We start from the raw sequence: 26,253 nt of genomic DNA on the forward strand, positions 1-26,253 counted from the left end.
ACCTCGGAACCCGATTTGATTCTCCATGTAATGTTAGGAACACCGTTTCCGTCAAATTGGAAGCGAAGACCAGATGCCGAAATGTTAGCGATCATCCCAAGCGTTGGTCCGCCAGGACATGTGCCTGGGTTAACTGTAAAGTTGGAAGCGCTTACCGAAGAAACGCAATCACCGCCTTCAATTTCCAGCGAATAAGTGCCTGCACCCAGACTTGCAAATGTTATTGTAGCAGAGTTTGAACCAAGATTTCCGGTTTTGCCGTTTCTTACAACATTACCATTTTGTTTTACGCGCCATGTAAGGTTTGGAATGCCCGAACCATTAAAATCAACCGTCAGGCTTGTGCCGGAAACGTTCTTGATGGTCGTGATTGCTGGTCCGCTGGCACAGTTAGGCTGCGATACTGAGAAGTTGGAAGTGCTAACAGAAGAAGTACAGTTTCCGCCTTCGATTTCCAATGTATAATTGCCGGAGCCCAATGCGGAGAATGTAATGGAAGCAGAGTTTGAGCTCAAAGTTCCTGTTTTGCCATTCGCAACCGTATTAGCGCCTTGTTTGATTCTCCACGTAACGCTCGAAACGCCTGCGCCATTAAAATCAACCGTTAGACCTGTTGAAGATACATTCTTAATGCTTGAAATAGTCGGTCCCGAAGCACAGTTGGTTGAGCCGATCGAGAATGTTTTGGAGCTTACCGAAGAAACACAATCGCCGCCTTCGATTTCCAATGTATAATTTCCACCGTTCAACGTAGCGAATGAAATGTCAACAAGTGAAGAAGTCAAGCCAGGGGTTTTTCCATTGCGGACAACCTCGGAACCGGATTTGATTCTCCACGTAATGTTAGGAACACCGTTTCCGTCAAATTGGAAGCGAAGACCAGATGCCGAAATATTGCTGATGGCGCCCAAAGTAGGTCCGCCAAGACATGTTCCCGGAACGATCGTGAAGTTTGAAGTGCTTACCGAAGAGCTGCAATCCCCACCTTCTATTTCTAATGCGTAAGTGCCGGCGCCAAGACTGTTAAATGTGATGGAAGTTGAATTAGAAGTCAGATTACCTGTTTTGCCATTTCTGACAACATTGCCATTTTGTTTTACGCGCCATGTAAGGTTAGGAATGCCTGAGCCGTTGAAATCAACTGTAAGAGCCGTTGGTGAAACATTTTTTACGCTTGAAATCGTTGGTCCGCTCGGGCAGTTTGGCTGGTTAACACTGAATGATGCAGAACTTACAGATGAAGTACAGTCACCGCCTTCAATTTCCAAAGTGTAATTTCCGGCAGAAAGCGTCGAGAATGAAATGTCGACATTGGTAGATCCCAGATTTCCAGTCCGGCCGTTGCGAACAACTGTGCCGCCTGATTTGATTCTCCAGTCAATGTTAGGAACGCCGCTACCGGAATATGAAAAACGCAAGCCGGTTTGTGAAATGTTGCTTACGCCTCCGATTGTAGGTCCGCCAGGGCAGTTAGGCTCCGGGTTAACCACTGAATCCGGATTTTTCGGAAGTTCATTCCAAAAGCAGCTCAAAACCTCGTTGTAATTCAAGGTGAACCCCATATTAGGATTCATAGAGCTTCCATTTTCACCCTCAATGGTCTGGCGAATCAAGCCCATCGAAATCGCATCGCGACTGTAAGTGTTCGTCTCACGGTGAAAATTCACGCGAAGCAAACCATCCTTAATGATCGCATATTGGAACGTTTTTACATTATCACCACCGATATATGTCCCTAGTCGCAGTCCGTCCGTGATGGGTTTTCCGTTACACGGGATCATGTTTCCTTGCTGGGCGCCAAGATAATTGTTGCCCATAGTGCTTGGATCAATGGAATTGACGCAAGAATTGACAATCCGGTTTCCATTTTCATCATTAGGAAACCTGTTGTTGTCCATGTGCAACAGGATGGCCGTGTTATCAAATGCCTGTGATTTGCGGCTTTGATCTGGGTTTCCGTCCCATCTGATGTAGATTCTGTTTTCGTGGATGATCGTGTAAACCGGCCTTCCGCCTACATTGCCCAGTAATTCGTCGTGAGTCCAGGTTCTTCCCCCGCAGTTAACCTGCGTCGCTAGCGCAAACTGATTCTTCTGCAACTCGTCATCCGGGGTTGCCGCCATCATAAGACTCAGCAACCCGCTCGCATACACTAGCTTCTGTAAAAATTTCATCAATGTAAATCAGGTAAAAGTTGAATTAAAAATAAACAGGTCGTAAAAAACGGTTAGACAAAACTTTAAAAAAAGAAGTGTTTTGTTTTCAGGTGTAAGGGGCGAACCCTGTTTTGAAAAGCTGATATGGGGGTGTTTAACTATTTGAGAAAGAGGAGTAATAGTCAAATCAAACGTATATAGACAATTATAGAATATGTTTGTAGTATATTAATTGTTCGAAATGTAGTAATAATTTATTAAGTTCCAACAAGGCTAACTAAAAATTTACAAAAAGCTTAATATGCAGTTAATCCGAGAGTTAGTTCTCTCGTAGTAGTTTTTTGGCAAAATCATGACGGATTTTTGAAATGATATCGCATTCAAAAGATACGCCGGGGCCATCATGCTGCGTTTGACAAATTTTTTTGCAAAGTCATTTGTCTTTAAGACAGAATGTTAGGTGAAGGGCAACGTATAAGGCTCAAAAAACTTTTCCCCACGATTTGGAAGAAAATTATTAAAATGTACCTTTGCACCACGATTGAGGAACAGGGCAGGGGGGAAGAGTGACTGATGTTTAACAGTAAATTAATATAGGATTCCGTAGCTCAGCTGGTAGAGCAATACACTTTTAATGTATGGGTCCTGGGTTCGAATCCCAGCGGGATCACCAAAAGCGCCTCAAAGGGCGCTTTTTTCGTTTAATGTATGGGTCCTGGCCGGGGCCGCGAACGGCTTCGAATCCCAGCGGAATAAAAAAAGCGCCGAGAGACGCTTTTTTTATTCCGATCAACCTTCTCAAATTCAAATATCCTCCTTAATAAAAAAACTGCTCCGAAACGATCTTGCCGTTTTGGACTTTGTAGAGCATGATTTGGTTGATTTGGATTCTGCCGGAGCCGAGGACGGTGACATCTATTTCTCTTGCTACGGCGAAATGGTTGCCAGTAACTATCGGTTCGCTGGTGTAGAGTCTGTGAATGGCCTTTATCTTTTGAAGGAAATCATCACCTTTCTGGCGGACGAGCGCTTTGCCTTCTGCATTTGAAAAATATGGGGAATTTTCGGGCTCAATGCTTTTTACATTGTCTGCAAAAAATTCGTCCTGGATCGCACTCCACTGCTCTTCCTGCGCAAGTTCATGAAATCTTGCTGCAACTTCCTGCGTGGTCAGCGTCGTCGTGTTTGCTGTCATGTTGTAGATTTTAGTTGGGTAATGGTTAATTAATAAGGTGTTAAGTTTTTGAGCTTTTCAGTCCGGGATGGTTTGGAACAAACGTCTGCGTCAGTTGAGAACGGGCTTGGTAATTAACGGGCCGCGGTTTTCTTTCCTTGCGCTTCCAAAATCAGCTGTAAATCGGCGCTCTCCTCGGTCACGTGCGCGTACGTGCCTTTGCCCAGTTCACTCAATTTTTTTAGCTTCAGACCTGTGTGCGCATGGCGGCCGAATGTGAAAACGGTTAAGTAAAGGTCCTGACGCGCATTTTGCTCAATCATCGTCATAACCTCGTCGCTGACCGGAAATTCGCCGTCGGTGGCGAGAACGATGCGGTTGTTGCCGCCCCGAATGTATTGCTTATTTGCCGTTTTATATGCCAAGCGGATGCCTTCATTCCCGTCTGTATCGCCGTCAGATTGCAGCAAATCGATCATTCGCGCGATCTCGGAGGATTTGGACCCGGACGTTGGTTTGAGTACAACCCGCGCTTTTCCCGAATATAAAACAATGGAAATCTGGTCTTCCGGACGAAGCAATGTGAGCATTGATTTGATCGATCGTTTCAAAAGCGGCATCTTAAAAGGGGAGTTCATGGAAGACGAAACATCCAGCAAGAGCACCATATTATTCGTAGCAAAGCCGTCCAGCGAGCGCGTAACCGGTTGATTTACATTGCCTCGATCCACAAAAACAGTGTCGACTCTCACGCGTTCCACATACACGGTATCGGTTTTCTGCTCGAATTGCGTTGTCGTTGGTTGTGCTTGATTTTCCGTTTTGTCAACCGACTTAATCGGCTTCGTCGCCGCAATATTCCCTGGTTCAGGATCTTGGATGCTTTCTTTTATTTCGGGTTCAGGCGCAGTTTGCTGGAGATTTTTGACAGGAGATATTTTACGAAGAATGAACAGATCCGGCTGGTTGACCGCTTTTAACAAACCGCCTTTTGCCAGCTCGACGAATTTGTTGTATTGATAAACCAGCTCATTGTTATAAAAATAATAGAATGACTCAAAAGGATGCCGACCGCTGCCATTGAAGTTCGTTTTGACCTGTTGTGTCATCGCCGCAAAACGCGTTGTATTGGCCGCCAGATCCTCATAAGGTGAATAGGGGCAGAGGCCATTGCTGCGTCCATAACGTTGCAGACCTTTAAGGTTAGTGTATTCATCTGCAATCAGTTGCCTGGCATTCGACTCAATGTTTGCTGTGTTGGGCAGCTGCGTTTGTCCTGATTTTAAAAAGCTTTTGATCCCAAACAAAACGTCTCTATCATCGTCCATCGCCTTTTGCAAAACATTGCCCGCAATAATCCATGAGCTGGCAGGATTGGCGCTTGGAAAGCTTTCATGAATGCGGCGCAAGTCTGTATGAAGCAGTTCTTTCTTTTGGTCAAACGTCTCAAAAAGCGTCATATAGCGATCCAGAATGTCATCGGATCGTTTTAATTGATCTTTCAAATATTGCTTTTCAGACGTGTAAGCGATCAATTCAATGCTAAGGCGATCCATTTCTTTCAATATGTTCATCAAAACTTCCGTCTGGCTATTAATGGATGCGCGGTAAGACTCTGGAACGGAAGCGCTTGCATTCAGAAGCAATGCATAGGCAGAGGATGGAAGCTGAAATTTTTCATGTGAGTAAGTCAGGCCGGAGCGCGACTGTGCCTTTGCAGGATCACGATAATATTCAGCCGAAGATTGATAACTGCGCAGTGTCAATTGCAACAAATGCATCTGCCGCAGCGATTCATTTACAAATTCAACATAATCATTCAGCGTCTTGTTTAGGGCGGCGGACGCTGGTGAAGTTGATTTCTTAACATTAAATGTCGGCGCAGGCTTATCCTGAAAATTTGGCGTTAAGGATAACTTTTTAACCCCGCTGACGGTCGCGGATTTCAGGAAAACCGGGCTGAAAGCAGGATAATAAAGCAGACGCCGCGCAGTTACGCTGTAATCGACGAATGATTTGTAAAATGCCAATAAATCCTGGTTGAATTGGTTCATTAGCGAGACATATGCATCGTTTCCATGCGCCGCGGATTGTCTGGCTGTAAACGTGTAACTGTCAATAATCCGGCGTTTTACATCTTGCATGGAAGCCAGCGCCGATTTGAAAGAAAGCAATGCGTCAGAAGCCGGATATTTAAGTTTTGAATGTGTGCTCGCGATCGTTTCCAGTGACTTTTCATCGTCCAGCATGCTCCTTCTCACCGCTTCAATCGGCCACTCAGCGCGTGTTTCTGCATTCAAAAAGTAGGGTAGGGAATCAAGCAACTGCCTTTGGTTGAGGATGATTTGTTCTATCGCTTTTTCAGTAATTAAATAGGAGTCGGACGAAGAATAGGATGGCTGGCGACGATAAATTTGATGAATTTGTTTATAAAAAGCGTCTTTTTGCTTGCTGTATTGCTCGAAATATTCCTGAATTTTTGCAATGTGCTCGTCCGACTGTTTGAAACGATCCGTTTCGTAAGTTTTCAAATGAACATACGTTTCCAGTTTTTTGCAGGTTAGATCAAGGTCGTTCAAGTGTTGCCATATTGCTTCGGTTTCGATGTTAAGCTCCTCACGTTCAATCGCTTTTAATCCTTTTCCTGCTTTTGCCGTTTTGAAATAATATTCTTCCAATGGGCCCGATGAAGGAAGGTTGGGCAGGACAACCGGCTTTTTGCGATGCTGCGTTACTGCTGCTTCATATTTCGAAAGCATCTCAAACCGCCTGATAAACTGCTCCGTGGTTTTGTCAAGGAAATTGATGTAATGATTCAGGGATTGCTGGGGAGCCTCCGTTTGAGCTGCGGAAAGGCGCGCTACAAAAAGGAGCAAGCATAAAAAACGTAATCGCATATTGTGGATTGAGGTTGTGTATAGATTTTGCGACGAAGGTCGGAAATTTGACGGAAAATTGCTGGGCCGGTTTTTGGATACAACCTTCCTTGTTTTGGATACAGTCGTCTTTTTAGCGAACGGTAGTTTTGTATCAAATAAAACATGAAAAAAAATGAGCATTAAACAATTTAAACTGGGAAAGCAGGGACTCACAGTGCCCAATATAGGACTGGGCTGCATGGGCATGACGCAAATTGCAGGCGCGGATATTTATGGTAAAGCGGATGAGACGGAAGCGATCAAAACCATTCACCGTTCATTGGAATTGGGCGGAAACTTTCTGGACACAGCCGATCTTTACGGCCCGCTGCTGAATGAAAGACTCATCGCAAAAGCAATCAAAGGAAACCGCGACAGTTACGTTATCGCAACCAAATTTGGTTTTGAAATCGATGACAATGAGCAGCTTACCTGGAAATTCAACGGCAAACCGGATTATGTCAGAAAAGCTGTCGAGCGTTCATTGAAAAATCTCGGGACGGATTACATTGATCTTTATTATCTGCACAGATTGGATCCCGAAGTGCCCATTGAGGACACGGTCGGCGCTATGGCCGAGCTTGTTAAGGAAGGAAAAGTGGGTTATTTAGGGCTCTCGGAAGTTTCCTCTCAAACGCTTGTCAAAGCAAACGCGACGCACCCGATCAGCGCATTGCAAACAGAATATTCGTTGTTTGAAAGAACAGTCGAAGAAGCGGGCATATTGGACACATTGAAAGAACTGGGCATTGGATTTGTGGCTTATTCTCCGCTTGGGAGAGGTTTTATCTCTGGTGAAAGGATTACCAGTCCGGACGATTTTCCGGAAAACGATTTCCGCAGAAGCATTCCACGTTTTCAAGGGGAGCAATTTTATAAAAACCTCGAACTTGCAGATGCGATCGAAGCATTGGCATCCGAAAAAAATGTAACTTCATCGCAGCTCGCACTTGCCTGGATCATTGCCAAAGGGCATCTTCCAATTCCGGGGACGAAGCGTGTAAAATACGTCGAAGAGAACATTGCTGCCATAAATATTGTATTAACTGAGGCAGAAATTGCGAACCTGGAAAGTATTGTGCCTTTGGGCGTTACGGGTGAGCGTTACGACGAGGCCGGCATGGGTTGGATTGACAAATGATTTAAACAAGGGAGTCGTTGACTGACAACGGCTCTCTTTTCTGAAATATGATGAAAAAGAAATACAATCCGATTGTGATTGAGTCCATTAGCGAGCTGCACCGCATGCATGGCATTGCACAAGTAGAACATCCGCTGGTAAGCGTCGTGCGGTTTGACGAAATCTTCTATTCCCCGACCGATTATAGTGACGGATGCGTCCTTAATTTTTATGTTATCGCAGTCAAAAGAGATTTTAATGGCAAAGTCCGGTATGGACAAAACTATTATGATTTTGACGAAGGCGTTTTGTCTTTTATCGCGCCCGGTCAAATTTGCTACGAGGAAGTAGGCGACAGGCCGGCATCCGGTTTTATGCTCCTGTTCCATCCCGATTTTCTATTGGGACATCCGCTCGCGACCGAGATAAAAAATTACAAATTCTTCTCCTATGCAGTAAATGAAGCATTGTATTTGTCTAAAAAAGAGGAAAATACAATCTATGGCGTTCTTGAAAACATTGAACAGGAATACAAATCTAACATTGACAGTTTCAGTCAGCGCGTCATCATTTCGCAAATAGAAGTGCTGTTGAATTATGCAGACCGTTTTTATCACCGACAATTTATCACCCGCAAAGCTGCCAGCAACGACCTCCTGGTGAAGCTAGAAGAGTTGCTGGAAGCGCATTTCAATAACAACCTCAATCTGGCTCTTCCGACGGTGAAAGACGTTGCACTAAAACTGAACGTGTCACCAGATTATTTGAGTGATATGCTGCGCACGCATACGGGTCAAAATACGCAGCAACACATTCATAATAAGCTTATTGAGAAAGCAAAAGGCGTGCTGAGCACGACAAATCTGAGCATTGCTGAAATCGCTTATCAACTCGGATTTGAGCATCCGCAGTCTTTTAACAAGATCTTTAAACGCAAAACGAATCTTTCTCCATTGGAATTCAGGCAGTCCTTCAACTAGGCGAGGCCGTCCGCATTTATTTATTCCAACCAACGGTTAAGTTATCTCCGCGTCTTCCTTTATACATTGTTCCAAGGCATTACTAAACCCAACATGCATGAGAAAGACACGCGTAACGGCCGTTTTGGGCTGCATTTTCTTTTTATTAATTACATTATCAAATTTTCCCGCCACAGCGCAGGCCCCATCTCCGGGCCCTTTTGCATTAAAAGACGGCGATCGTGTCGTTTTTCTGGGCAATTCAATCTTTGAAAACGATTTTCAGTTTGGCTATCTCGAATTGGCGCTTACCACGCGATTTGCAGACAAAGGCATAACATTCAGGAACTTAGGCTGGACAGGCGACAATGTCTGGGGAGAGGCGCGCAGCACTTACACCAATCCTCCAACGCCGTATGAGCATTTGATGGAAGACATCACCAAAACGCAGCCGACGGTTGTTTTTCTTGCTTATGGAGGCGTGGAAGCGCAGGAAGGCCAAGCTGGCGTCGCGCATTTCAAGGATGGTTTGAATAAATTAATTGATAAAATTGACCAGTTAGGCGCTAAAACCGTTCTATTTTCAACAATCCCGGTCGTTTCAAGCGACACCGCCCAGCACATCAGCGAGCGAAATGCGGATCTTGAACTGTATTCCAAAACAATTTCAGAGGTTGCAACGCAGCGTAAAAAGCTGTTTGTCGACATTTACAATCCCATATTAAGCGCCAGCAAAAAGGAACCGATCATTGAAAACACAGTGCATTTAAATGAACTCGGTTATTATCATTTGGCTAAGATCCTGGAAAAAGCGTTGGGTCTTGAAGTTGCCAAAGCAACAACAGCTATCACAATTTCCAATAATAAAGCCGATGTCTCCAACGGCCGCGCATTAACGACAGACAACGCGGCTACGCTCGCCAAGTTTGCCGTAGACAACAAATATCTTCCACTGCCTTCGCCAACTTCAACAAATGTCATTTCGGACAATGCACGCATTGTGCAGATCTCAGGGCTGAAAAAAGGTTATTATGTGCTGGTTTCCGAGCATATTCAGGTTGCGGCTGCTTCCGCCAAAGACTGGGAAAAAGGTGTTGCGATCCATCAAGGGCCGCAATTCTCGCAGGTTGCAGAAGTGCGTAACATGATTTTGAAAAAGAATGAGTTACACTTTTTTCAATATCGTCCGCTGAACCAAACTTACATCGTTGGTTTTCGCAGATATGAGCAGGGCCGTCATGTGAAAGGGCTTGAAGAACAGAACATTCTCATCAAATGGCTCGAAGGCCAGATTATTCTCAACAGCGAGCCGAAAGAAGTGGTGTATGAGTTGAGGAAAATGGAGTAAGCCTTCCGCATGCTCAGAATGGGAATTTATTTCAAAATCAGACATTAACAACATCAGAAAGGTGGTTTGCTAACTGCCTATAAAAATATGAAAGCAACCCGACTACTATATGGGGCGACGCTCCTGGCGACGATCCTGTTGACGACCTCTTCGAACAATGTTCAGCGCATCAAGGAGGATCCAGATCCGGACGTGCAAAAAGAGCTTGCGTCATTCAAAGTCGCTGATGGCTTTGAAGTTACATTATTTGCATCCGACCCAATGGTCGCCAAACCCATTCAGATGAACTGGGACGCTGAGGGCAGATTATGGGTTGTTAGCAGCACAGTTTATCCACATTTGAAAACAGGTGAGTCTGCCAATGACAAAATCTTCGTTCTGGAAGATACGGACGGCGACGGCAAAGCTGATAAGTCGACCATTTTCGCAGAAGGCCTCATTCAGCCAACGGGAATTTTGCCGGGAGACGGAGGCGTTTATGTTGCCAATTCAACCGAGATCTTGCATTTCGCTGACACGGACGGTGATGGCAAAGCGGATAAAAAGCGCAGAGTTCTGAACGGTTTCGGAACGGGAGACACCCACCATTTGATCCACACTTTCCGCTGGGGACCCGAGGGACGCATGTATTTCAACCAGTCCATCTACATTTATAGTCACGTCGAAACGCCTTTTGGAATCAAACGATTGGAAGGCGGCGGTGTGTGGGCGCTTAACACACGCAATCTGGATATGGAAGTTTATGCGAGAGGTTTGGTTAATCCTTGGGGTCTGCAATTTGACCGTTGGGGGCAGTCATTTCTTACGGATGGTGCTGGTGGTGAAGGCATTAACTACGGCTTCCCGGGTGCGACATTCCTCACGGCACCAGGGGCAGCGCGCATCATGAGAGGCCTTAATCCGGGTCAGCCAAAGCATAGCGGCCTCGATGTGGTTTCCGGAACGCATTTGCCCGATGCATGGCAAGGCAGAATGATCACAAACGACTTTCGCGCCAACCGCATCAACAGCTTTAAGTTGGAAGAACAAGGCGCAGGTTACGCTTCAACGCAAGCGGACGACCTGATGTGGACGGATAATGTTGCATTTCGTCCGGTCGATATCAATGTCGGTCCGGACGGCGCGATTTACGTTGCCGACTGGTATAATCCCATTATTCAACACGGTGAAGTCGATTTCTACGATCCGCGGCGTGATCAGCAACATGGTCGCATCTGGCGCATTGTGGCAAAAAATCGTCCGCTGGTTAAGAAGCCGCAATTGGCAAAGGCCAGCACTGTCGAATTATTGGAATCGCTGAAATTGCCCGAAGAATGGACGCGCTTGCAAGCCAAGCAGGTTTTGAAAGCAAAAGGCGCAAAAGAGGTGATTCCTGCCTTGGAAAAATGGGTGCAGACATTGGATAAGAATGATGCAAATTACGAGCACAATTTGCTGGAAGCGCTTTGGGTTTACCAGACATTGGAAACCTTTAATCAACTAATTTTAACAGATTTGTTGAATGCAAAAAGCCATAATGCACGCGCGGCAGCATTGCGGGCATTGGAATTATGGTTTCCAAAAGTTCAGAATGTGCCTGCGTTGCTTGCCAAGGCGGTGAAGGACGAGCATGCGCAGGTGCGGATGGAAGCGGTGATCGCCTTACGCAAAACGAAAACCGCCGATGCTGCGAAGAATGCATTGTCGGTTTTAGACGGACAAATGGACGAATTTCTTGACTTCGCATTGTGGCAGACGGTGAGGGAATTGGAGCCAATCTGGCTAGTAAAGTTGAAATCAGATCCTGGTTTTTTGGGTGACGCGAAGAAAACCGCTTATGCATTGAAATCGGCAACGAGCCCTGAGGCTGCGTCTATGCTTGTCCGGCTTTATGAAAAAGGTCAGAATCCCGAAGAATATCAAAATGACGTGCTCAGCAGCATAGCGGGATTAGGGCAGTCTTCGGACCTGAATGTTTTGCTAGATCTGGCGCTGCAAGGAAAAGATAAAAACGTTTCCGCACAGTTGGCAGCATTGGAAAGTGCTGCTGCTCAGCGCAATGTGAAGCCGGACAAGGCTCCTGAACGCATTGCCTCGCTGGTGGCAAGTGAGGATGAAGCAGTAAGCCTGAGTGCGATCCGGTTGATCGGACTGTGGAAATTGACCCAGTTAAGTGATCGCCTGGCCAGTTTGATTCAAACCGGAAACCCAAACACCAAAAAAGCCGCATTGGCTTCGCTCAACGCCATCGACAAAGACAAGGCATTGAAATTGACAACAGAGCTCGCAGGCCCGAAGAATACGCCGGAAGTTCGCGTGATTGCTGTGGCTCAATTGGCCACATTAGACCCAAAAGAAGCGGCGCGCATTGGCACAGATCTCATGCGCACATTGCCTGCCGAAACGGATATGACCGAACTTTTCATGGCATTCGTATCCACAAATCCGGGCGCAGCTGCACTCGCGGATGCCATTGCCGCAAAAAAAATCCCCGAAGCAACGGCCAAAGCGGGTAGGAGACTCGTTCAGGCCCGCGCAGGATGGACGCGCCAGAACATTGACGAAATGTTGGCATTAAAAAAAGCATTGGAAGCATCGGGCGGCGCATTACCGACGCAGAAGATGCCACAGGATTTGAACGATGACCAAATCGCTGGTCTGGCGAAATTGGTCAGAGAAAAAGGCGATCCGGCAAAAGGTGAACAGATTTTCCGGCGCGCAGAATCAAGCTGCACAACCTGCCACGCAATTGGCGGCGCAGGCGGACTTATTGGCCCCGATTTAAGCAGCTTGGGAACGAGTTCGCCAGCAGAAACGATCATTCGCTCGATTTTATATCCCAACTTGTCTATTAAGGAAGGTTACGATTTAAAGCGCGTTGTGAAAAAAGACGGCTCCGACATGCTGGGTTATCTGGCTAGCGACGGCGCGTCGGAAGTTGTGATCCGCGATGTTACTGGCAAGGAGGTTTCGATTGCGAAAAGTCAGGTGCAGGCAATGGAGAAAGTTCCCGGCTCACTTATGCCGCCCGGATTAACTGCCAGTCTAGACCAGACGGAATTTATTGATTTAGTTGGTTATTTGACGAAACTGGGCGAATCGGGAGATTTTCGGGTTCCTAATACAAGGTTTGTAAGGCGCTGGGAAAGCGTTACAGCTGATAAACAAACGGCCAATAAATTGTCAGCAGATCCTACATTAATTTTTGCAAAGGGCGCCAAAATCACAGCCTCGCCAGTTTACAGCAAAGTTTCCGGCGCATTGCCGTTGGACGAATTGCCTGTCATTGAATCCGCTGGCGGCAAATCGATCAGCATTGTTAGGTTTGACATCGAAGTGCTCACCAAAGGAAACGTGGCGCTTTCGTCAAACATCAACAATGGAGTAACCGCATTCGCCGCCAACAAACCACTTAAAGTAACCGACGGCAATATTGCAACAGCATTGCCGCAAGGAATTCAGCAAATAACACTTGTCATTGACAGAAGAATTGTAAAAGAAGGCGGTCTTAAAGTAGAACTGAAAGATGCCTCAGGCGGCGCGCAGACAAGGTTGAAGATGGGAAGATAATCAAGCCCCAGCATACGCAGCTGCAAATTCGTTCGTAAAATCTTCCAACTTGTAATGCCCCAACTTTTCAGGTCGATTTTGCCAATAATCTGCTTGCATTTGTCCGCTGCGAATTGCCTGCCCCATTTCAACGTAAAGCTTCGCGAAGCTTTCATTGAGGCCAGCGCCTAGCATGCCGTTGTATGCGTCCTCGTCGGAAAAGGCGATCCAAGGCGTGTTTTCTTTTCCAACCGCCTTGCCCAGGATGGCAGCGATTTCGCTTGGATGGCGCTCGTCGTTAGCAATGTTGGTGATCATTTTGCCGGTGAAAAGATTGAGCAAAGCATCTGTCGCCACCTCGGCAATGTGGTCCGTGTGCGTCAGCACAAGCTTTTCATCCGTGTCTCCAAAATTGTTTCCTGCAATGCCAGCATGCTTAATCATCCCCGCAAAGGTGAACAGATTGGAAAAGAAATAAGAAGGGCGTAGGAAGTTGGCGTTCAGGTCTGGAATTTCCAGCAACTTCTCTTCAAGATATCCCAATGCATCGATAGGGCCGGCGCCTTTGCGCATGTGTGCACCCAGGCTGCTGAGCAAAACCACATGCTTAATATTGCTGCCTTTGAGCGCTTCCAGATAATTATCCGCCACTTCATACTGGAACTTGCCATAATCCGCAAGCGAAAAATCTGCCGGGATCATTAGGTAAGCCGCGTCTGCATCCTTAAATGTTTCCTTTAAAAACGCAACGTCAGTCAGAGAGCCAATTGCTGCCTTAGCACCCAGACCTTCGATTTCGGACTGTTTTCCTTGATTGCTGCTGATAACGGTTACGTCTTGTCCCGCTGCAACGAGATTTTTTGCAACAGGTCTGCTAATGTTTCCTAACGACCCTGTGATGATATATTTCATGTTTGTAAGTTGTTTAATTGTGCAGCAAAGCTATATTTGTACTTACTTTTAGACAAGTACTTACCCCAAAGTGTGTATCATGACAAAGGTCAAAGAAAGCTCGACATATAATGCCAACAGGGAGATTGTTATGCAGGAATGTCCGGTCACATATGTGATGAACAAGATTGGCGGACATTGGAAACCGATCATTTTGTTTCATTTGCTATCGGGCAACAAGCGATATTCGGAGATAAAGAAAGCAATGCCGCATATCACCGAAAAAATGCTGATTCAGCACTTGAAGCAATTGGAAAGCGACAGATTGCTGATTCGGGAAGCCAGGCCCGTTGTGCCGCCATATGTTACTTACACACTCACCGAGGCTGGGCGGGAGCTGGAACAAGTGATTAATGCGATGGCTGTTTGGGCATTTAAGGATATGAAGAGAAATGCTGTCTCCGGTCTATCATGTTAGCTGTTCACTTTGCTGGCAGTCGGGAAAATGAAGCATTGGAAAGTATATTCCTGCTTCTTTTTGTTTTAATACTTATTACAAAATCCCTTTAAACACCGAATCCAAACTATTATGTTTAAAAAATTACTGGCTCTGCTTTTTGTTATCGCGAGCACCGCCGCTTCTCAGGCACAGCAGTTTAAGGTCTTATTATTTACCAAAACCGCCGGCTTTCACCACGTTTCCATTCATGAAGGCGTTGACGGAATCCGCAACCTTGCTTCGCGCCACAACTTTTCTGTCGACTGGCAGGAAAATGCAGATGTTTTTAATGAAAAAAGTCTGGCTAATTATGCGGCCGTTATCTTCCTGAACACGACGGGCGATATTTTGAATGATGCACAACAGGCGGCATTTGAAAAATATATTAAAAGCGGGAAAGGCTTCGTGGGAATTCACTCAGCGGCCGACACGGAATATGACTGGGCCTGGTATGGCAAGTTGGTAGGAATGTATTTCAAAACCCACCCAGCGCAGCAAACCGCGTTTTTGGACGTGAAAGACAGCAACTTTCCAGGTTTGGAGCGTTTTCCAAAACGCATTCTTTGGACTGACGAATGGTATGAATACAAAAAACCATACAACGCCGACGACCTGAAAATCCTGATCACATTGGACGAAAAAACATACGATCCAAAAACCAACCAAGGGACCGGCATGGGCGCCGAACACCCTATGTCCTGGTATCACAACTACGACGGCGGCCGCGGATTTTACACCGGCCTGGGCCACATCGGATTGGTTTACTCCGATCAATCATTCCTGGACCATTTGTACGGCGGAATTTACTGGGCCGCTACTGGGAAGGGGTTGAAGTAAGTTTTAAGTGAGGCGTTACGAGCTTAAAGTCAAGAGTTTAGAGTTTCTGTTTAAGCGGCTGCATTTTTTGGATGAAATTCCAATGGTGCAGCCGCTGATGTTAAAAAGTGGTGTGGGAAATATTGTTTCTTTGAGGCCATAAACACAATCATTATATTTGAAATACACAAACTATCAAGTCATGACAAAACAAGCGATCATCGAGCAGACGATTGAAGCGATAAATCAGCTTCCGAACGACAAGGCAGAAGAAATATACGAATTTGCAGATTATGTAAGGAAACGATATGAAGAATACCAACTAACTAGTGAGATCCAAAGCTTAATCGCGGATAGTTCGTCCTTCAATTTTCTAAATAAGGAAGATGATCTTACTCACTCGCAGATTTAAGGGAAATTTACAATGGCTAAGGGAGACATTGTATTGATTACCTTTCCAGATCTAAGCAGCAGTAAATTGCGACCGGCAGTGGTTCTTGTCGAAACAAATCTTGACTTAACCGTTTGTTTTATCACATCAAATATTGGCTGGCAAGAGGCAACCGATGTTCCGCTCAGTCCAACGACTACAAACGGGCTTAAAAAGCTGTCTTTAATCAAAACCAGCAAAATTGCTACGCTTGATCGATCATTGGCGAAAGGTCTTTTGGGCAGACTTTCAGATGCCGAACTTTCTTATCTAAACACTAAGCTGAAAATTTTGTTGCAATTGGCTTAGTGAAATCATGAAAGTCAACGAACGACCAACCTGACCGAGCAACTTATGGAAATCCTTCAAAAAATCCTTGTCGGCATTGTTGCGCTTGAACATCTTTATATTCTTTACATTGAAATGTTCGCCTGGGAAACCAAGGGCAAGGAAACATTCAAAGGCTCACTTGCTCCCGACCTGTTCAAGCCAACCAGAACACTTGCTGCAAACCAAGGTCTTTACAACGGATTTTTAGCAGCTGGTTTGATCTGGACATTCTTCATCGAAGACGACCATTGGGCCTTTTACATTGCCGTTTTCTTCCTCACCTGCATAATCGTCGCCGGAATTTATGGAGCACTAACCGCAAGCAAAAAGATATTTTTCGTGCAGGCGCTGCCTGCAATTGTGGCGTTGATTGTTTTACATATTCGGTAGGAATGGCGGAGGAGTTTCTGAGCAACAACATAGAGCAATGCCAGTCTAGCAAAGAAATCTCTATATTGTTGTAGGCGGGCGCAACCAAGTAGGCCCGTATCCAATGTCTGCTGTTAAGCAAAAAAGCTAGGTTTCTGCAAATAACCCGCCTGCCAGCTGGAATCGCGACGGCGCAATGTGCGCGATATGTTGAGCACTTCGTGTAGACGTTCTTGCTGATCAGTGATGGAGTCGCGGCTGTGAAAATACTGGCCAATGATCTCCCATTCGAAAGAATCCGTTTTTGAATCGTATATCCCGACCGGGATGCGGTTGCCATCTTTCATCAACATCCCCAGCACATATTGCGCATCTTCCTCCGATGAACATCCCACATGTTGATACTGTCCTTTAAGCGTATAAAGTACAGAGTAACGATTAGCCGAAGATTCCCGGCCCTGCTCATTTGTTTTATTCTGTTTCGTGTGTTTTAGTAATCGTATCATGATAATGTCTGTTTCAACGCCCTACATTTCGTCAGGGCTTTTCTGTGGTATTAAAATAGTTATGATTTGAGGAAAATATCTGCTGTTTCTAAATGCGTCCATTTGCCTTCGGTTTGACTAACGAAGGTTGGTTGTCAATAGTTTACTATTATTCAGCAGAAGGTTGAAGTTCTTCTGATAGGGAAGGTGTTTAGTAGAATAGTACAATTCGGAAATTGTTTGCCTTGCCGATAATCTCAGGATTCGCGATTGACAGGCATTGTATAAGTTTAGCTTCAAGCTCAGCTTGCCGTGCTCACCAGCAACTCCCGAATATCAACCTTCAACCAAACCGAAATCTCATAAAGCGTCTCCAATGTAGGCTGAATCTCATTCCGGCACCAACGTGAGACGGTAGATTCAGTTTTATCCAAATGTTTGGCCAAATCCCGGCTAGTTTTCTCCTTTTCTACGAGAACAAGTTTGATTCTATTAAGACGTAATTTGGACACGAGAAGCCTGTTTTTAGCTGTTTCGTGTCAATATTATACAAAATAATTTCAAGATTAAAAATCGTCTATACGCTTTTAAATAGTAATATTATGCGCATTGTTTTTGCAAATACTACTATCTTTATCGATCTTATAGCTAAATATAAACACCATGACACACGAAAATAAATCTCTTCAACCTCGCGAGCGACGTCTGAAAATCACAAGAAAATATGTTCCGCGGGCTTGGTATCAATACGTGGTTATGCCTGAAATCAGGCTTTGCGGAAAGTGGCTGCTCGATTTAGGATTTGAATGCGGTGAGGAGGTTACGGTAAAGTATTTTGAAAATAAATTGGAGATCACTTTGAATCCCACCATTGAAGTCGAACCCGTCGCACAGCAGAAAAGGCGGGTTGCAAGAAGGAAAGAGTCTCTATTCCTCGATGACGTCAAGTGATTCCAAACGTTTGCGAATTGGAAAGGGTGGTTTTTCTTAGCGACATTAATCTGTCCGAAAAAGTGAAATATGCGCGGGAGGCCACGGCGAAAAAGCGGGGGTGCGTAGGCTATGTGCGCAAGAAGCTTTTTTTCGCCTTGACCTTTTTGTTACTTTTTGTGTCAAGACAAAAAGTAAGAGAACTGAATAGCGGAATAAGCCAAGAATTAACAACAACCCAAACCCACCAAACCACTTAATAACAACAAATCCAAAATCAGCTGAAATACAGTAAATTAGAAAACAAACTAATGAACCTCAACTGATTTCTAAGATGAAAACAATTCTCCTATTAAGCCTCTTGGCATTGGCAACCGCCGGTTATTCGCAACACGATCACCACGATGACGACAAAACAAACCACAGCCATTTAGCCCATATGCAGGCTTCGAGAGCAAAGACTTTTTACATTCATAATCTTCCGGCGCCGAAACTAATGACCGGCATAGGAAAATCGGAGATGAAGATCGAGACCACATCGGAAAAAACGCAGGCTTACTATAATCAGGGACTGAATTTACTGCATGATTTCTGGGATTTGGAAGCTTATCGCGCTTTCAAAGAAGCCATTCGCAATGATTCGAATGCGGTGATGCCTTACGTCGGGCTGCTGCAAGTGCCGGGTCCGGACGAGGATAGCATGTTGGTGGCAACCCGAAAAGTGGCGGTGAAGCAGATCAAAAGATTGGTTAAAAAAGCAAACGAGCATGAGAAGCTTTATGCCGAAATGGCCCTTTTAGGTGATTCGCTGAAAGAAAAAGGCTGGCCCGAAACGCTTAAAAAATATGAGTTGATCGTTCACAAATTTCCCGACGACATTAACGCCAAGCTGATGCTCGCTTTGGGAAAAATGAGCGGCTACGACGGTGATCTCACCCCCCGAGATGGCACAATCTACGCCGAATTCCTGCTGAAAGACGTCCAGCGCCTCGACCCCCAAAACCACGCATTTCACCATTATTGGATTCATCAAATGGAAAATTGCTGCCCAGAACAAGCACTCGCAAGTGCTGACGTGTTGGCCTCGTTGGCCCCCGCTTCGGGCCACATTGTGCACATGCCGGGGCACATTTACAACCGGGTGGGGGATTACAAAAAGGCGCATGATTCATTTGTAGCGGCTGTGAAAACGGATTCGGCTTATATGAAAAACGATGGCATCCAGGAAGTGGACAATTGGAATTACATTCACAATATCAACTATTTAATATCCAATTGTGCGCATGACGGGCGTTATCAGGAGGGTCTGTTTTATGCCCAAAAATTGAAAGATATGCCGATCAATAAGGATAGGAAGAAAATTTATGACGGCACATTTTTCGGTCAGGGGCTCATGGCGCCGGCGCGGATGGAGATGGCGTTCGGATATTGGAACAAAGCCGCCGCGCAGCTCGAACTGATCGTCGATAAGGATACGGTTTTCAATCTTTCCAACATGAATTTCCGCGACGGAGTATTGCATTTTGTAAAAGGCATGGACGCCATCGCAAAGGGGAAAACGGAAGAGGCGGCAAAGCATTCTGATGCATTGGACGCGTTTTTATGGCGAAATGAAAAGCAGGCGGGCAAGGATAGTACAATGCAAAAATGGCACCAAAACTGGCTCAATGTTGCTTCTCAGGAACTGCAAGGCTGTGTCAAAACGGCTCAGGGAAAATATGACGACGCCGTCAAAATTCTCGAAAAAGCGCAAAAAGGGGAAATTGCTCTGGGTTACAGTGAGCCGCCAAGTTATCCCCGCCCTGTCGCGGTCAGCCTCGCGACTGCTTACGAAAAAGCGGGGAAAATCGATAAGGCTGCGGAGGTTTATCAAAATGTTTTGAAACGGTTTCCCAATAGCGGCATCGGGCTTGCCGGACTGGCGAAGCTTTACATTAAAAAGGGTGACGCCGCCAAGGCAAAGGAATGCGAGGCAAAGTTGATGGAGGTTGGAAAGTTTGGGGATAAAGGCGTATTCGTGGTCGCTAAATAGTCAATTCAAAGGGTTCATTTCCAGAAGTCGGAAATGCCAACTTTACTAAATCCATGCTCCAACATGACCGGACACGCAGTTTCCTCAACTGGCGTGATAATCGCCTCATACAAAAACGATGGCGTAGTAGAAACCGGACAGGTTAACAAAGAAAGTGATTGACTTAAAAAGCATAGCGAATTTGGCAATAAGGCAATTGCGTTTTTACAGCTTCAACCAACTCCGACACGATTTCTCGTTTAATATTATTCTTGTAGCGAACATTTTTTTGACCGGTCTGACTGTATTTTACTTGCTGAATTTCCGGTCTCCAAAGCACTTCCTCAGCTTTGGGATGCCAGCCCATGTTGACTTCGTGAAGGCGGTCATTGTGGGTTAAGAAAATGATCTCAGTCGCTAACTGTGCTTTTGTTTGTTCGTCCAAAACCTGGTTCATTTCCTCGAATAGGGCATACCAGTCGTCAAGCCATCCTTCGTAATAAATCACCGGCGCAAAACTGACATTAACCTCATATCCAGCATCCTTAAATTCATTCATCACCGCAATGCGTTCGCTAATAGGCGTTGTACGGACGTCGACCAGCTTGGACATTTGGTGCGGCATCAAACTGAAGCGAATGCGCGTTTTGCGCTGCGGATCGTAATTCAGCATCTCGCGGTTTATAAATTTAGTCGCAAATGTGAGCTTGGCATTGGGCAACTCTTTGTAAAGGTTGATCATGTCCTTCACATTGTCACAAATCGCTGCATCCGCTGAGCAATCGCCGTTTTCACCAATTTCATAAACCCAATATTCCGGATCGATCAGGTCCGCTTCGGGCTTGATTCCCTGTCGCCCGGCGTGTCCGCGCAAATATTTCATAATCTGCTCAATGTTCACAAAAATGGAAATCGGATTGGCATAACCCTTCCTGCGCGGAACATAACAATAGGAGCAAGACATGGTGCAGCCGTTGGACTGGGATGGCGCGACCCAGTGAGAGCTCCGGGTGTTGGGCCGGCAAGTAAGGCCCTTCTTTGTGCCCAGGATCAGCACATTCTTTTTGTTCCAAAGCCAGTCATCCACCGAACCTTCGAAACCAAAAAGCTCAGGAATCTTCCAATGCGATTCCACCTCAATGTGCTTGGCATCAGGATATTTAGCTAAAATTTCCCGTCCCCGCTCGTAAGTGGGCACATCTGGTTCCATGTAAATTTCGTGAATCGTTAAGAGGTCATCGATCGTTTTTTGATGAAGCATAGCAATCAGTTTTCCGCGATCAGACAAAAAGCCTGCCAGAAACACATTGCAGCTCAAAGTGCTCATTTATAGACACATCTAAACCGATCTTCAAACCTCAGCGTAAACTTGGTTTTGGCCCCGAGAAATTTTTCGAGTTGAAATGATGATGTAAATTGTGTTGGCAATGAAAAACAGCAACATCACTGGCATCATGAGAAAGGGGTCGATATATGTTTCTCCAAAAAATGCAGGAAAAATCAGGAGCACTGCCACGCCATAAGTCACGACAGACCAAATGATCTGAAAGTTTACAATGCGCTTTCCAAGTTCTGCAACGCCATTGATCTTGTTCTTTTTGAAGATCCAGAATGCGAGCGGGATTAAAATATTTCCAAAGGGAATAAACCAGAATGTGAGTGCGGAAAGACTCATCAGTTTCAGAAAACCCGGATCCTGTTCCGTGGAAATTGGCTGCTCATTAATAAATTCCGACAATTCCTGCACCGACACATCCAGCGCCCGCGCGAGCAGCCGCAGCGTCTCCCCGCGCGGGACCGTATTTCCCGTTTCAATTCGCTGCAATGTCCGAAGGTTAATGCCCGCATTTTCCGCCAAAGCTTCCTGCGAAAATCCTTTGCTTTTCCGTAAAAAACGGATTTGGTCAGATATGGTTAATTTGCTCATCATGAAGTTGTTTTGAAGCAAAGTTAATCTTTGAAGTTACTTCTTTGTCCCGGTTTTTCTGCGGCGTTTAAGCGGCAAATTTGGAATTCTGGGGTTAATGCAATTCAGGCGAGCAACAACAGCCGTAGGCTCGGCCGATATCCCTAGCGCCGGGTTTCAACCCGGCGCGATTGTTTCTGGGGGGCATAATGTTCACCGGTGAGGGCCACGGCGTGTGCCACGGCGAGTGCCACGGTGCGTGCCACGGTGAGTGCCACGGCGTGTGCCACGGCGAGTGCCACGGTGCGTGCCACGGCGGTGCAACGTCGCGTACAACGGATTAAAATCCGTTGTTAGGATATGGGTCGAGCCGCTGGCTCTTGGGACCGAGATTTTGAGCTTTTAACTTTGCATCCCCCATAGAAAGCTAGATTTGAGTACGGATAAAGAAGTCCAATCAATACGAGCAAATAAGAGCCGTAGGCTCGGCCGATATCCCTAGCGCCGGGTTTCAACCCGGCGCGATTGTTCGTGGGGGGCATAATGTTTACTGGTGAGTGCCACGGCGTTTGCCACCGCGTGTGCTATGGCGAGTGCCACGGCGGTGCAACGTCGCGGGCAACGGATTAAAATCCGTTGTTAGGATATGGGTCGAGCCGCTGGCTCTTGGGACCGAGATTTTGAGCTTTTAACTTTGCGTAATCCCTTTAAATGCTAAACTCTGAGTTCGAATAAAGCAGTTGATCAATACGAGCGACAAGAGCCGTAGGCTCGGCCCATATCCCTAGCGGCGGGTTTGAACCCGCCGCGATTGTTCGTGGGATGCATAATGTTCACCGGTGAGTGCCACGGCGCGTGCCATGGCGGGTGCAACGTCGCGTGCAACGGATTAAAATCCGTTGTTAGGATATGGGTCGAGCCGCTGGCTCTTGGGACCGAGATTTTGCGCTTTTCACTTTGCATAATCCCTTTAAATGCTAAACTCTGAGTTCGGATAAAGCAGTTGATCAATACGAGCGACAAGAGCCGTAGGCTTGGCCAATATCCCTAGCGGCGGGTTTTAACCCGGCGCAATTGTTCGTGGGATGCATAATGTTCACCGGTGAGTGCCACGGCGTGTGTCATGGCGGATGCAACGTCGCGTGCAACGGATTAAAATCCGCTGTTGGGATATGGGTCGACCCGCTGGCTCTTGGGACCGAGATTTTGAGCTTTTAACCATGCATCCCCCATAGAAAGCTAGATTTTGAGTACGGATAAAGAAGTCAAATCAATACGAGCGACAAGAGCCGTAGGCTCGGCTTATATCCCTAGCGGCGGGTTTGAACCCGCCGCGATTGTTCGTGGTTCGCGGGGATACATTACGTTTGGTGACGAGTGCCACGGTGCGTGCCACGGCAGGCGCAACGGCGCGTGCAACGGATTGAAATCCGTTGTTGAGATATGGGTCGAGCCGCTGGCTCTTGGGACCGAGATTTTGAGCTTTTAACCTTGCATAATCTCTTTAAATACTAAACTCTGAGTTCGGATAAAGCAGTTGATCAATACGAGCGACAAGAGCCGTAGGCTCGGCCCATATCCCTAGCGGCGGGTTTCAACCCGGCGCGATTGTTCGTGGGATGCATAATGTTTACCGGTGAGTGCCACGGCGCGTGCCATGGCGGGTCCAACGTCGCGTACAACGGATTAAAATCCGTTGTTAGAATATGGGTCGAGCCGCTGGCTCTTGGGACCGAGAATTTGAGCTTTTCACTTTGCGTAATCCCTTTAAACGCTAACCTCTGAGTTCTGATATAACAATCCAACCAATACGAGCAACAAGAGCCGTAGGCTCGGCCCGTATCCCTAGCGGCGGGTTTTAACCCGGCGCAATTGTTTCGGTGGATTGAAACCCGCCGCGATTGTCCCGAAGGTATTTCCGAAATTCATATCGAAATTGTTGAAAGGATCACCACCTAAGAATATCAGGACTTAGATAATAGCAAGACCGCACTGCGAACACCCATCCGCCCATACCATGCCTTAATGCCTCACAATCAACCATATTAAGCAATATATGTCAATGCATTTCTACAAGATCTGCGTCATACTGGCACGATTTTAGGATTAGACCGTGATGTTAACCAACCTATTATCAAAATGAACAAATTACCGATTTCAATAATCAGTGCTGCGATCTTTTTGGCGTCCTGCAATGGCGGTGCTGATAAGGAGGCTGCGTTATTGAAAGAAAAGCAGTTTGCGATCGATTCTATGAAGCTTGTGATGGAAAAGAAAGCGATTGTTGACTCGATGAACACAGTGATGGCTAAGCGCGAGGCGGCGAAACAGGCTGAGGGAGTGCGGGCGGAGGAAAAAGATGCGAAGGTTGACCAGGCTGTTGCCAGCAACAATGTGGCAGTAAGTCCTGCACCAGCAGCAACTCGCCGCAAAAAAGGATGGAATCACATGGCAAAAGGAGCCGTGGTGGGCGCAGGAACAGGAGCGGTAACCGGAGCGCTTGTTAATAAAAACCGTGCTGAGGGTGCAATTGTGGGGACTTTGATTGGAGCGGGAGTCGGAACGGCAACTGGTGCGCTTGTTGACAATTCACAAAAGAAAAAGAGACGAAATAATAATTAGGATCTGAGTCATGCTCAGATGACATTGAATTAAAATATGCCCCGAAGTAACGGACACAAATAGAAGCGATCTCACAGCAATGTGAGATCGCTTTCTTTATAATCATTTCGCGTCTGATGCCGGAACGAACTGCGCTTTCAAGTCAGGCTCCTTCATATCCTTATCCAGTGGGAACATTGGTCGCTTAATGCGCTTGTAACCAAGTCGTTCCAAATTTTGATCCACGCCGCCTGGCGTCAATGACAAAATCCAATCCGCGCGCATGTTGTAAAGCTCCGGTTCCAGATAACCGATCTTCACCACGACAATGTCCGCTTTTCTTGGGTTAAGCCCCAATCTCGTGAAATCTGCTTCTTTGTGATAAGGTTTCCGCTTTCCAGTAACAATGATGTGCACACTTCCCACCTTCACAACCACCTCAGTTTCAGCATTGCGGTCACCATGTTCGATGGCTTCAACCGTGCCTACAAGCCGCAATGGCGGAGCAAAACGTGCATCCACTTTGGCGCCAGCATAGGCGTCCACCTTGTTGCCTACACCAGCTGCAATGGCCGCTTTCACAAATTCCGGTCCGGGAATGGAGGCGTAAATCAAGGCAGGGCCGTTTTCTGACTGGAACTCGGGACGGGCAAGAATTTCTTTCAATGTCCAGGTCACATCCCCTGCGCCGCCAGCCGTCGGGTTGTCGCCTGAGTCGCTGATAAAGAATGGGTGTTTTTGACTCTTAACCGCTTTGTCCAAAGCTTCCTTCAATGATCCCGTGGGCGCGACGAACTCAAATTCCGACCTTACTTTCCAAAAGCTGGCTGCCAGTTGCTCGGCGGTTTTGGAAACCACAGCCTTATCATCGCCGGTCACCATCACAACTGCATGATTGCGAGGCTCGTCCGCCCAGGCGTAACCAATCCATATCGCCGCATCAATGACGCCTTTTTGTACGGCGGCCGGAGCAACCTTGGAATATAATGTCTTTCCTGGTTCAATTCGGGTGCTCGTTTTTTCACCCGGCAGCAAGATCGGAACAGGAATCCAGGCCTTGAAAGCAGGTTTTCCTTTGCCACTTTCGATTCGGGCAAGCAGGTTGTCGACCGCTCTTTTCTTTGATTGCATTGCATCTTCGTGAGGCGCCATGCGATAGCACGTGATGAGGTCTGTATTTTGAGCAAGCCGCCAGGACACATTGCCATGAAGGTCCATGGATGTCGAAATAATCGTTTTTGTTCCAATCACTTCACGAATACGCACAATCAAATCGCCCTCCGGATCGTCCAAACCCACCACGCTCATTGCGCCGTGAATGTCAAAGAAAAGTCCGTCGTAGGGGCCATTTTTTTTCAAGGCAGCCAATGTCTGTTTCACGAGCGATTCATAAGCTTCGCGTGTCACTGCGCCACCGGGAAGTGATTTTCCAACCAGTGCGGGAAGCCAGTTGGCGCGGTTTCGGTCGGCAGAATCTTTGGCCAAAAAAGGATAAGAACTGAAAATCTCATCTCCGTTTTTTGCGTGGAAAGCCTCCTCGGTCGTTAACGCAGGAGAAAATGTGCTGGACTCTATGCCTAGTCCTGCGATGGCAATGCGCGGAAGCTCTTTGGGAGATTTGTTTTGGGCAGCACACAATGTGCCCTGCCAGATTGCACAACAAAAAGTAAAAATCAGGAGAAAAGAATGTTTCATATCGAATATGTTACAATTAATGGATTAGGAATGCTTTGTGGTGAAAAATAGTTAAAAACGACGAATTTTCGCATCTTGCTTTCATGC

Annotated in this window: 21 protein-coding genes and 1 tRNA gene; 13 read left to right on the forward strand and 9 right to left on the reverse strand. The window is 46.4% G+C overall.

The genetic code is table 11. From position 1 onward, the window contains the following. The coding region (locus LZG73_RS04475; protein ID WP_233846489.1) for a hypothetical protein at positions 1-2,174 on the reverse strand (2,174 nt) is incomplete at its 3' end. Positions 2,175-2,753: 579 nt separating this feature from the next. Here LZG73_RS04475 and LZG73_RS04480 point away from each other — a divergent pair. Continuing rightward, a tRNA-Lys gene (locus LZG73_RS04480) sits at positions 2,754-2,829 on the forward strand. A 144-nt stretch (positions 2,830-2,973) separates the two neighbouring features. Here the strand turns inward: LZG73_RS04480 and LZG73_RS04485 are convergent. Then, positions 2,974-3,351, reverse strand: coding sequence for a SnoaL-like domain-containing protein (locus tag LZG73_RS04485; protein WP_233846490.1), 378 nt, complete (start codon positions 3,349-3,351; stop codon positions 2,974-2,976). 113 nt (positions 3,352-3,464) lie between these two features. After that, on the reverse strand, positions 3,465-6,227 hold the full coding sequence (locus tag LZG73_RS04490; RefSeq protein ID WP_233846491.1) for a VWA domain-containing protein: 2,763 nt from the start codon (positions 6,225-6,227) through the stop codon (positions 3,465-3,467). A 154-nt stretch (positions 6,228-6,381) separates the two neighbouring features. Here LZG73_RS04490 and LZG73_RS04495 point away from each other — a divergent pair, with 154 nt between their 5' ends. The 4 genes from LZG73_RS04495 (at position 6,382) to LZG73_RS04510 (ending at position 13,224) form a co-directional block, all read left to right on the forward strand. Next, on the forward strand, positions 6,382-7,389 hold the full coding sequence (locus LZG73_RS04495; RefSeq protein WP_233846492.1) for an aldo/keto reductase: 1,008 nt from the start codon (positions 6,382-6,384) through the stop codon (positions 7,387-7,389). Positions 7,390-7,436: 47 nt separating this feature from the next. Then, a complete protein-coding gene (locus LZG73_RS04500; protein WP_310588365.1) occupies positions 7,437-8,348 on the forward strand; it encodes an AraC family transcriptional regulator in 912 nt (303 codons plus the stop codon). Positions 8,349-8,445: 97 nt separating this feature from the next. Beyond that, the gene (locus LZG73_RS04505; protein ID WP_233846493.1) at positions 8,446-9,675 is read left to right on the forward strand and encodes a GDSL-type esterase/lipase family protein; all 1,230 of its coding nucleotides are present in this window, start codon (positions 8,446-8,448) and stop codon (positions 9,673-9,675) included. An 87-nt stretch (positions 9,676-9,762) separates the two neighbouring features. Then, on the forward strand, positions 9,763-13,224 hold the full coding sequence (locus LZG73_RS04510) for a PVC-type heme-binding CxxCH protein (protein ID WP_233846494.1): 3,462 nt from the start codon (positions 9,763-9,765) through the stop codon (positions 13,222-13,224). On the opposite strand, the gene LZG73_RS04515 is transcribed toward LZG73_RS04510, so the two are convergent. Beyond that, positions 13,225-14,115, reverse strand: a complete 891-nt coding sequence (locus LZG73_RS04515; RefSeq protein WP_233846495.1) for an SDR family oxidoreductase — start codon at positions 14,113-14,115, stop codon at positions 13,225-13,227. It abuts the gene before it with no gap. A gap of 79 nt (positions 14,116-14,194) precedes the next feature. Between LZG73_RS04515 and LZG73_RS04520 the strand changes: the two genes are divergently transcribed. From LZG73_RS04520 to LZG73_RS04540, 5 genes are all read left to right on the forward strand, one after another. Continuing rightward, the gene (locus LZG73_RS04520) at positions 14,195-14,572 is read left to right on the forward strand and encodes a helix-turn-helix domain-containing protein (RefSeq protein ID WP_233846497.1); all 378 of its coding nucleotides are present in this window, start codon (positions 14,195-14,197) and stop codon (positions 14,570-14,572) included. A 111-nt stretch (positions 14,573-14,683) separates the two neighbouring features. After that, a complete protein-coding gene (locus LZG73_RS04525; protein WP_233846498.1) occupies positions 14,684-15,430 on the forward strand; it encodes a ThuA domain-containing protein in 747 nt (248 codons plus the stop codon). Positions 15,431-15,611: 181 nt separating this feature from the next. Further along, positions 15,612-15,821, forward strand: coding sequence for a hypothetical protein (locus LZG73_RS04530; RefSeq protein WP_233846499.1), 210 nt, complete (start codon positions 15,612-15,614; stop codon positions 15,819-15,821). Positions 15,822-15,833: 12 nt separating this feature from the next. After that, positions 15,834-16,148, forward strand: coding sequence for a type II toxin-antitoxin system PemK/MazF family toxin (locus LZG73_RS04535; protein ID WP_233846500.1), 315 nt, complete (start codon positions 15,834-15,836; stop codon positions 16,146-16,148). Between the two features lie 45 nt (positions 16,149-16,193). Then, complete coding sequence (locus tag LZG73_RS04540; protein WP_233846501.1) at positions 16,194-16,559, forward strand: DUF1304 domain-containing protein; 366 nt, start codon at positions 16,194-16,196, stop codon at positions 16,557-16,559. A 113-nt stretch (positions 16,560-16,672) separates the two neighbouring features. On the opposite strand, the gene LZG73_RS04545 is transcribed toward LZG73_RS04540, so the two are convergent. Together LZG73_RS04545 and LZG73_RS04550 are read right to left on the reverse strand one after the other, a co-directional pair. Then, positions 16,673-17,044, reverse strand: coding sequence for a hypothetical protein (locus LZG73_RS04545; protein WP_233846502.1), 372 nt, complete (start codon positions 17,042-17,044; stop codon positions 16,673-16,675). Between the two features lie 281 nt (positions 17,045-17,325). Continuing rightward, a complete protein-coding gene (locus tag LZG73_RS04550) occupies positions 17,326-17,535 on the reverse strand; it encodes a helix-turn-helix transcriptional regulator (RefSeq protein ID WP_233846503.1) in 210 nt (69 codons plus the stop codon). A 151-nt stretch (positions 17,536-17,686) separates the two neighbouring features. On the opposite strand from LZG73_RS04550, the gene LZG73_RS04555 reads away from it, so the two are divergent. Then, positions 17,687-17,974 carry a hypothetical protein gene (locus tag LZG73_RS04555; protein ID WP_233846504.1) on the forward strand — a complete coding sequence of 96 codons (288 nt, stop codon included), beginning with the start codon at positions 17,687-17,689 and terminating at the stop codon, positions 17,972-17,974. 313 nt (positions 17,975-18,287) lie between these two features. After that, positions 18,288-19,985 (forward strand): tetratricopeptide repeat protein, encoded by a 1,698-nt coding sequence (locus LZG73_RS04560; protein WP_233846505.1) that lies wholly within the window; start codon positions 18,288-18,290, stop codon positions 19,983-19,985. Between the two features lie 163 nt (positions 19,986-20,148). Here the strand turns inward: LZG73_RS04560 and LZG73_RS04565 are convergent, their stop codons facing one another. Next, entirely contained in the window at positions 20,149-21,291 is a 1,143-nt protein-coding gene (locus LZG73_RS04565) for a spore photoproduct lyase family protein (RefSeq protein WP_233846506.1), read from the reverse strand. Positions 21,292-21,315: 24 nt separating this feature from the next. Next, positions 21,316-21,894, reverse strand: a complete 579-nt coding sequence (locus LZG73_RS04570; RefSeq protein ID WP_233846507.1) for a helix-turn-helix domain-containing protein — start codon at positions 21,892-21,894, stop codon at positions 21,316-21,318. A 2,115-nt stretch (positions 21,895-24,009) separates the two neighbouring features. Here LZG73_RS04570 and LZG73_RS04575 point away from each other — a divergent pair. Continuing rightward, positions 24,010-24,492: a YMGG-like glycine zipper-containing protein gene (locus LZG73_RS04575; protein WP_233846508.1), complete on the forward strand. Its 483-nt coding sequence runs from the start codon at positions 24,010-24,012 to the stop codon at positions 24,490-24,492. Between the two features lie 102 nt (positions 24,493-24,594). On the opposite strand, the gene LZG73_RS04580 is transcribed toward LZG73_RS04575, so the two are convergent. After that, positions 24,595-26,166, reverse strand: coding sequence for a M81 family metallopeptidase (locus LZG73_RS04580; RefSeq protein WP_233846509.1), 1,572 nt, complete (start codon positions 26,164-26,166; stop codon positions 24,595-24,597). Positions 26,167-26,253 lie beyond the last annotated feature (87 nt).

Source organism: Dyadobacter sp. CY326, from assembly GCF_021390515.1.
Lineage (GTDB): Bacteria > Bacteroidota > Bacteroidia > Cytophagales > Spirosomataceae > Dyadobacter.

What these genes read in the sequence shown, in the direction of transcription:
- LZG73_RS04485 (WP_233846490.1), bottom strand. Translation starts at nt 3,351, where the DNA reads ATGACAGCAAACACGACGACGCTGACCACGCAGGAAGTTGCAGCAAGA.
- LZG73_RS04490 (WP_233846491.1), bottom strand. Translation starts at nt 6,227, where the DNA reads ATGCGATTACGTTTTTTATGCTTGCTCCTTTTTGTAGCGCGCCTTTCC.
- LZG73_RS04495 (WP_233846492.1), top strand. Translation starts at nt 6,382, where the DNA reads ATGAGCATTAAACAATTTAAACTGGGAAAGCAGGGACTCACAGTGCCC.
- LZG73_RS04500 (WP_310588365.1), top strand. Translation starts at nt 7,437, where the DNA reads ATGATGAAAAAGAAATACAATCCGATTGTGATTGAGTCCATTAGCGAG.
- LZG73_RS04505 (WP_233846493.1), top strand. Translation starts at nt 8,446, where the DNA reads ATGAGAAAGACACGCGTAACGGCCGTTTTGGGCTGCATTTTCTTTTTA.
- LZG73_RS04510 (WP_233846494.1), top strand. Translation starts at nt 9,763, where the DNA reads ATGAAAGCAACCCGACTACTATATGGGGCGACGCTCCTGGCGACGATC.
- LZG73_RS04515 (WP_233846495.1), bottom strand. Translation starts at nt 14,115, where the DNA reads ATGAAATATATCATCACAGGGTCGTTAGGAAACATTAGCAGACCTGTT.
- LZG73_RS04520 (WP_233846497.1), top strand. Translation starts at nt 14,195, where the DNA reads ATGACAAAGGTCAAAGAAAGCTCGACATATAATGCCAACAGGGAGATT.
- LZG73_RS04525 (WP_233846498.1), top strand. Translation starts at nt 14,684, where the DNA reads ATGTTTAAAAAATTACTGGCTCTGCTTTTTGTTATCGCGAGCACCGCC.
- LZG73_RS04530 (WP_233846499.1), top strand. Translation starts at nt 15,612, where the DNA reads ATGACAAAACAAGCGATCATCGAGCAGACGATTGAAGCGATAAATCAG.
- LZG73_RS04535 (WP_233846500.1), top strand. Translation starts at nt 15,834, where the DNA reads ATGGCTAAGGGAGACATTGTATTGATTACCTTTCCAGATCTAAGCAGC.
- LZG73_RS04540 (WP_233846501.1), top strand. Translation starts at nt 16,194, where the DNA reads ATGGAAATCCTTCAAAAAATCCTTGTCGGCATTGTTGCGCTTGAACAT.
- LZG73_RS04545 (WP_233846502.1), bottom strand. Translation starts at nt 17,044, where the DNA reads ATGATACGATTACTAAAACACACGAAACAGAATAAAACAAATGAGCAG.
- LZG73_RS04555 (WP_233846504.1), top strand. Translation starts at nt 17,687, where the DNA reads ATGACACACGAAAATAAATCTCTTCAACCTCGCGAGCGACGTCTGAAA.
- LZG73_RS04560 (WP_233846505.1), top strand. Translation starts at nt 18,288, where the DNA reads ATGAAAACAATTCTCCTATTAAGCCTCTTGGCATTGGCAACCGCCGGT.
- LZG73_RS04565 (WP_233846506.1), bottom strand. Translation starts at nt 21,291, where the DNA reads ATGAGCACTTTGAGCTGCAATGTGTTTCTGGCAGGCTTTTTGTCTGAT.
- LZG73_RS04570 (WP_233846507.1), bottom strand. Translation starts at nt 21,894, where the DNA reads ATGATGAGCAAATTAACCATATCTGACCAAATCCGTTTTTTACGGAAA.
- LZG73_RS04575 (WP_233846508.1), top strand. Translation starts at nt 24,010, where the DNA reads ATGAACAAATTACCGATTTCAATAATCAGTGCTGCGATCTTTTTGGCG.
- LZG73_RS04580 (WP_233846509.1), bottom strand. Translation starts at nt 26,166, where the DNA reads ATGAAACATTCTTTTCTCCTGATTTTTACTTTTTGTTGTGCAATCTGG.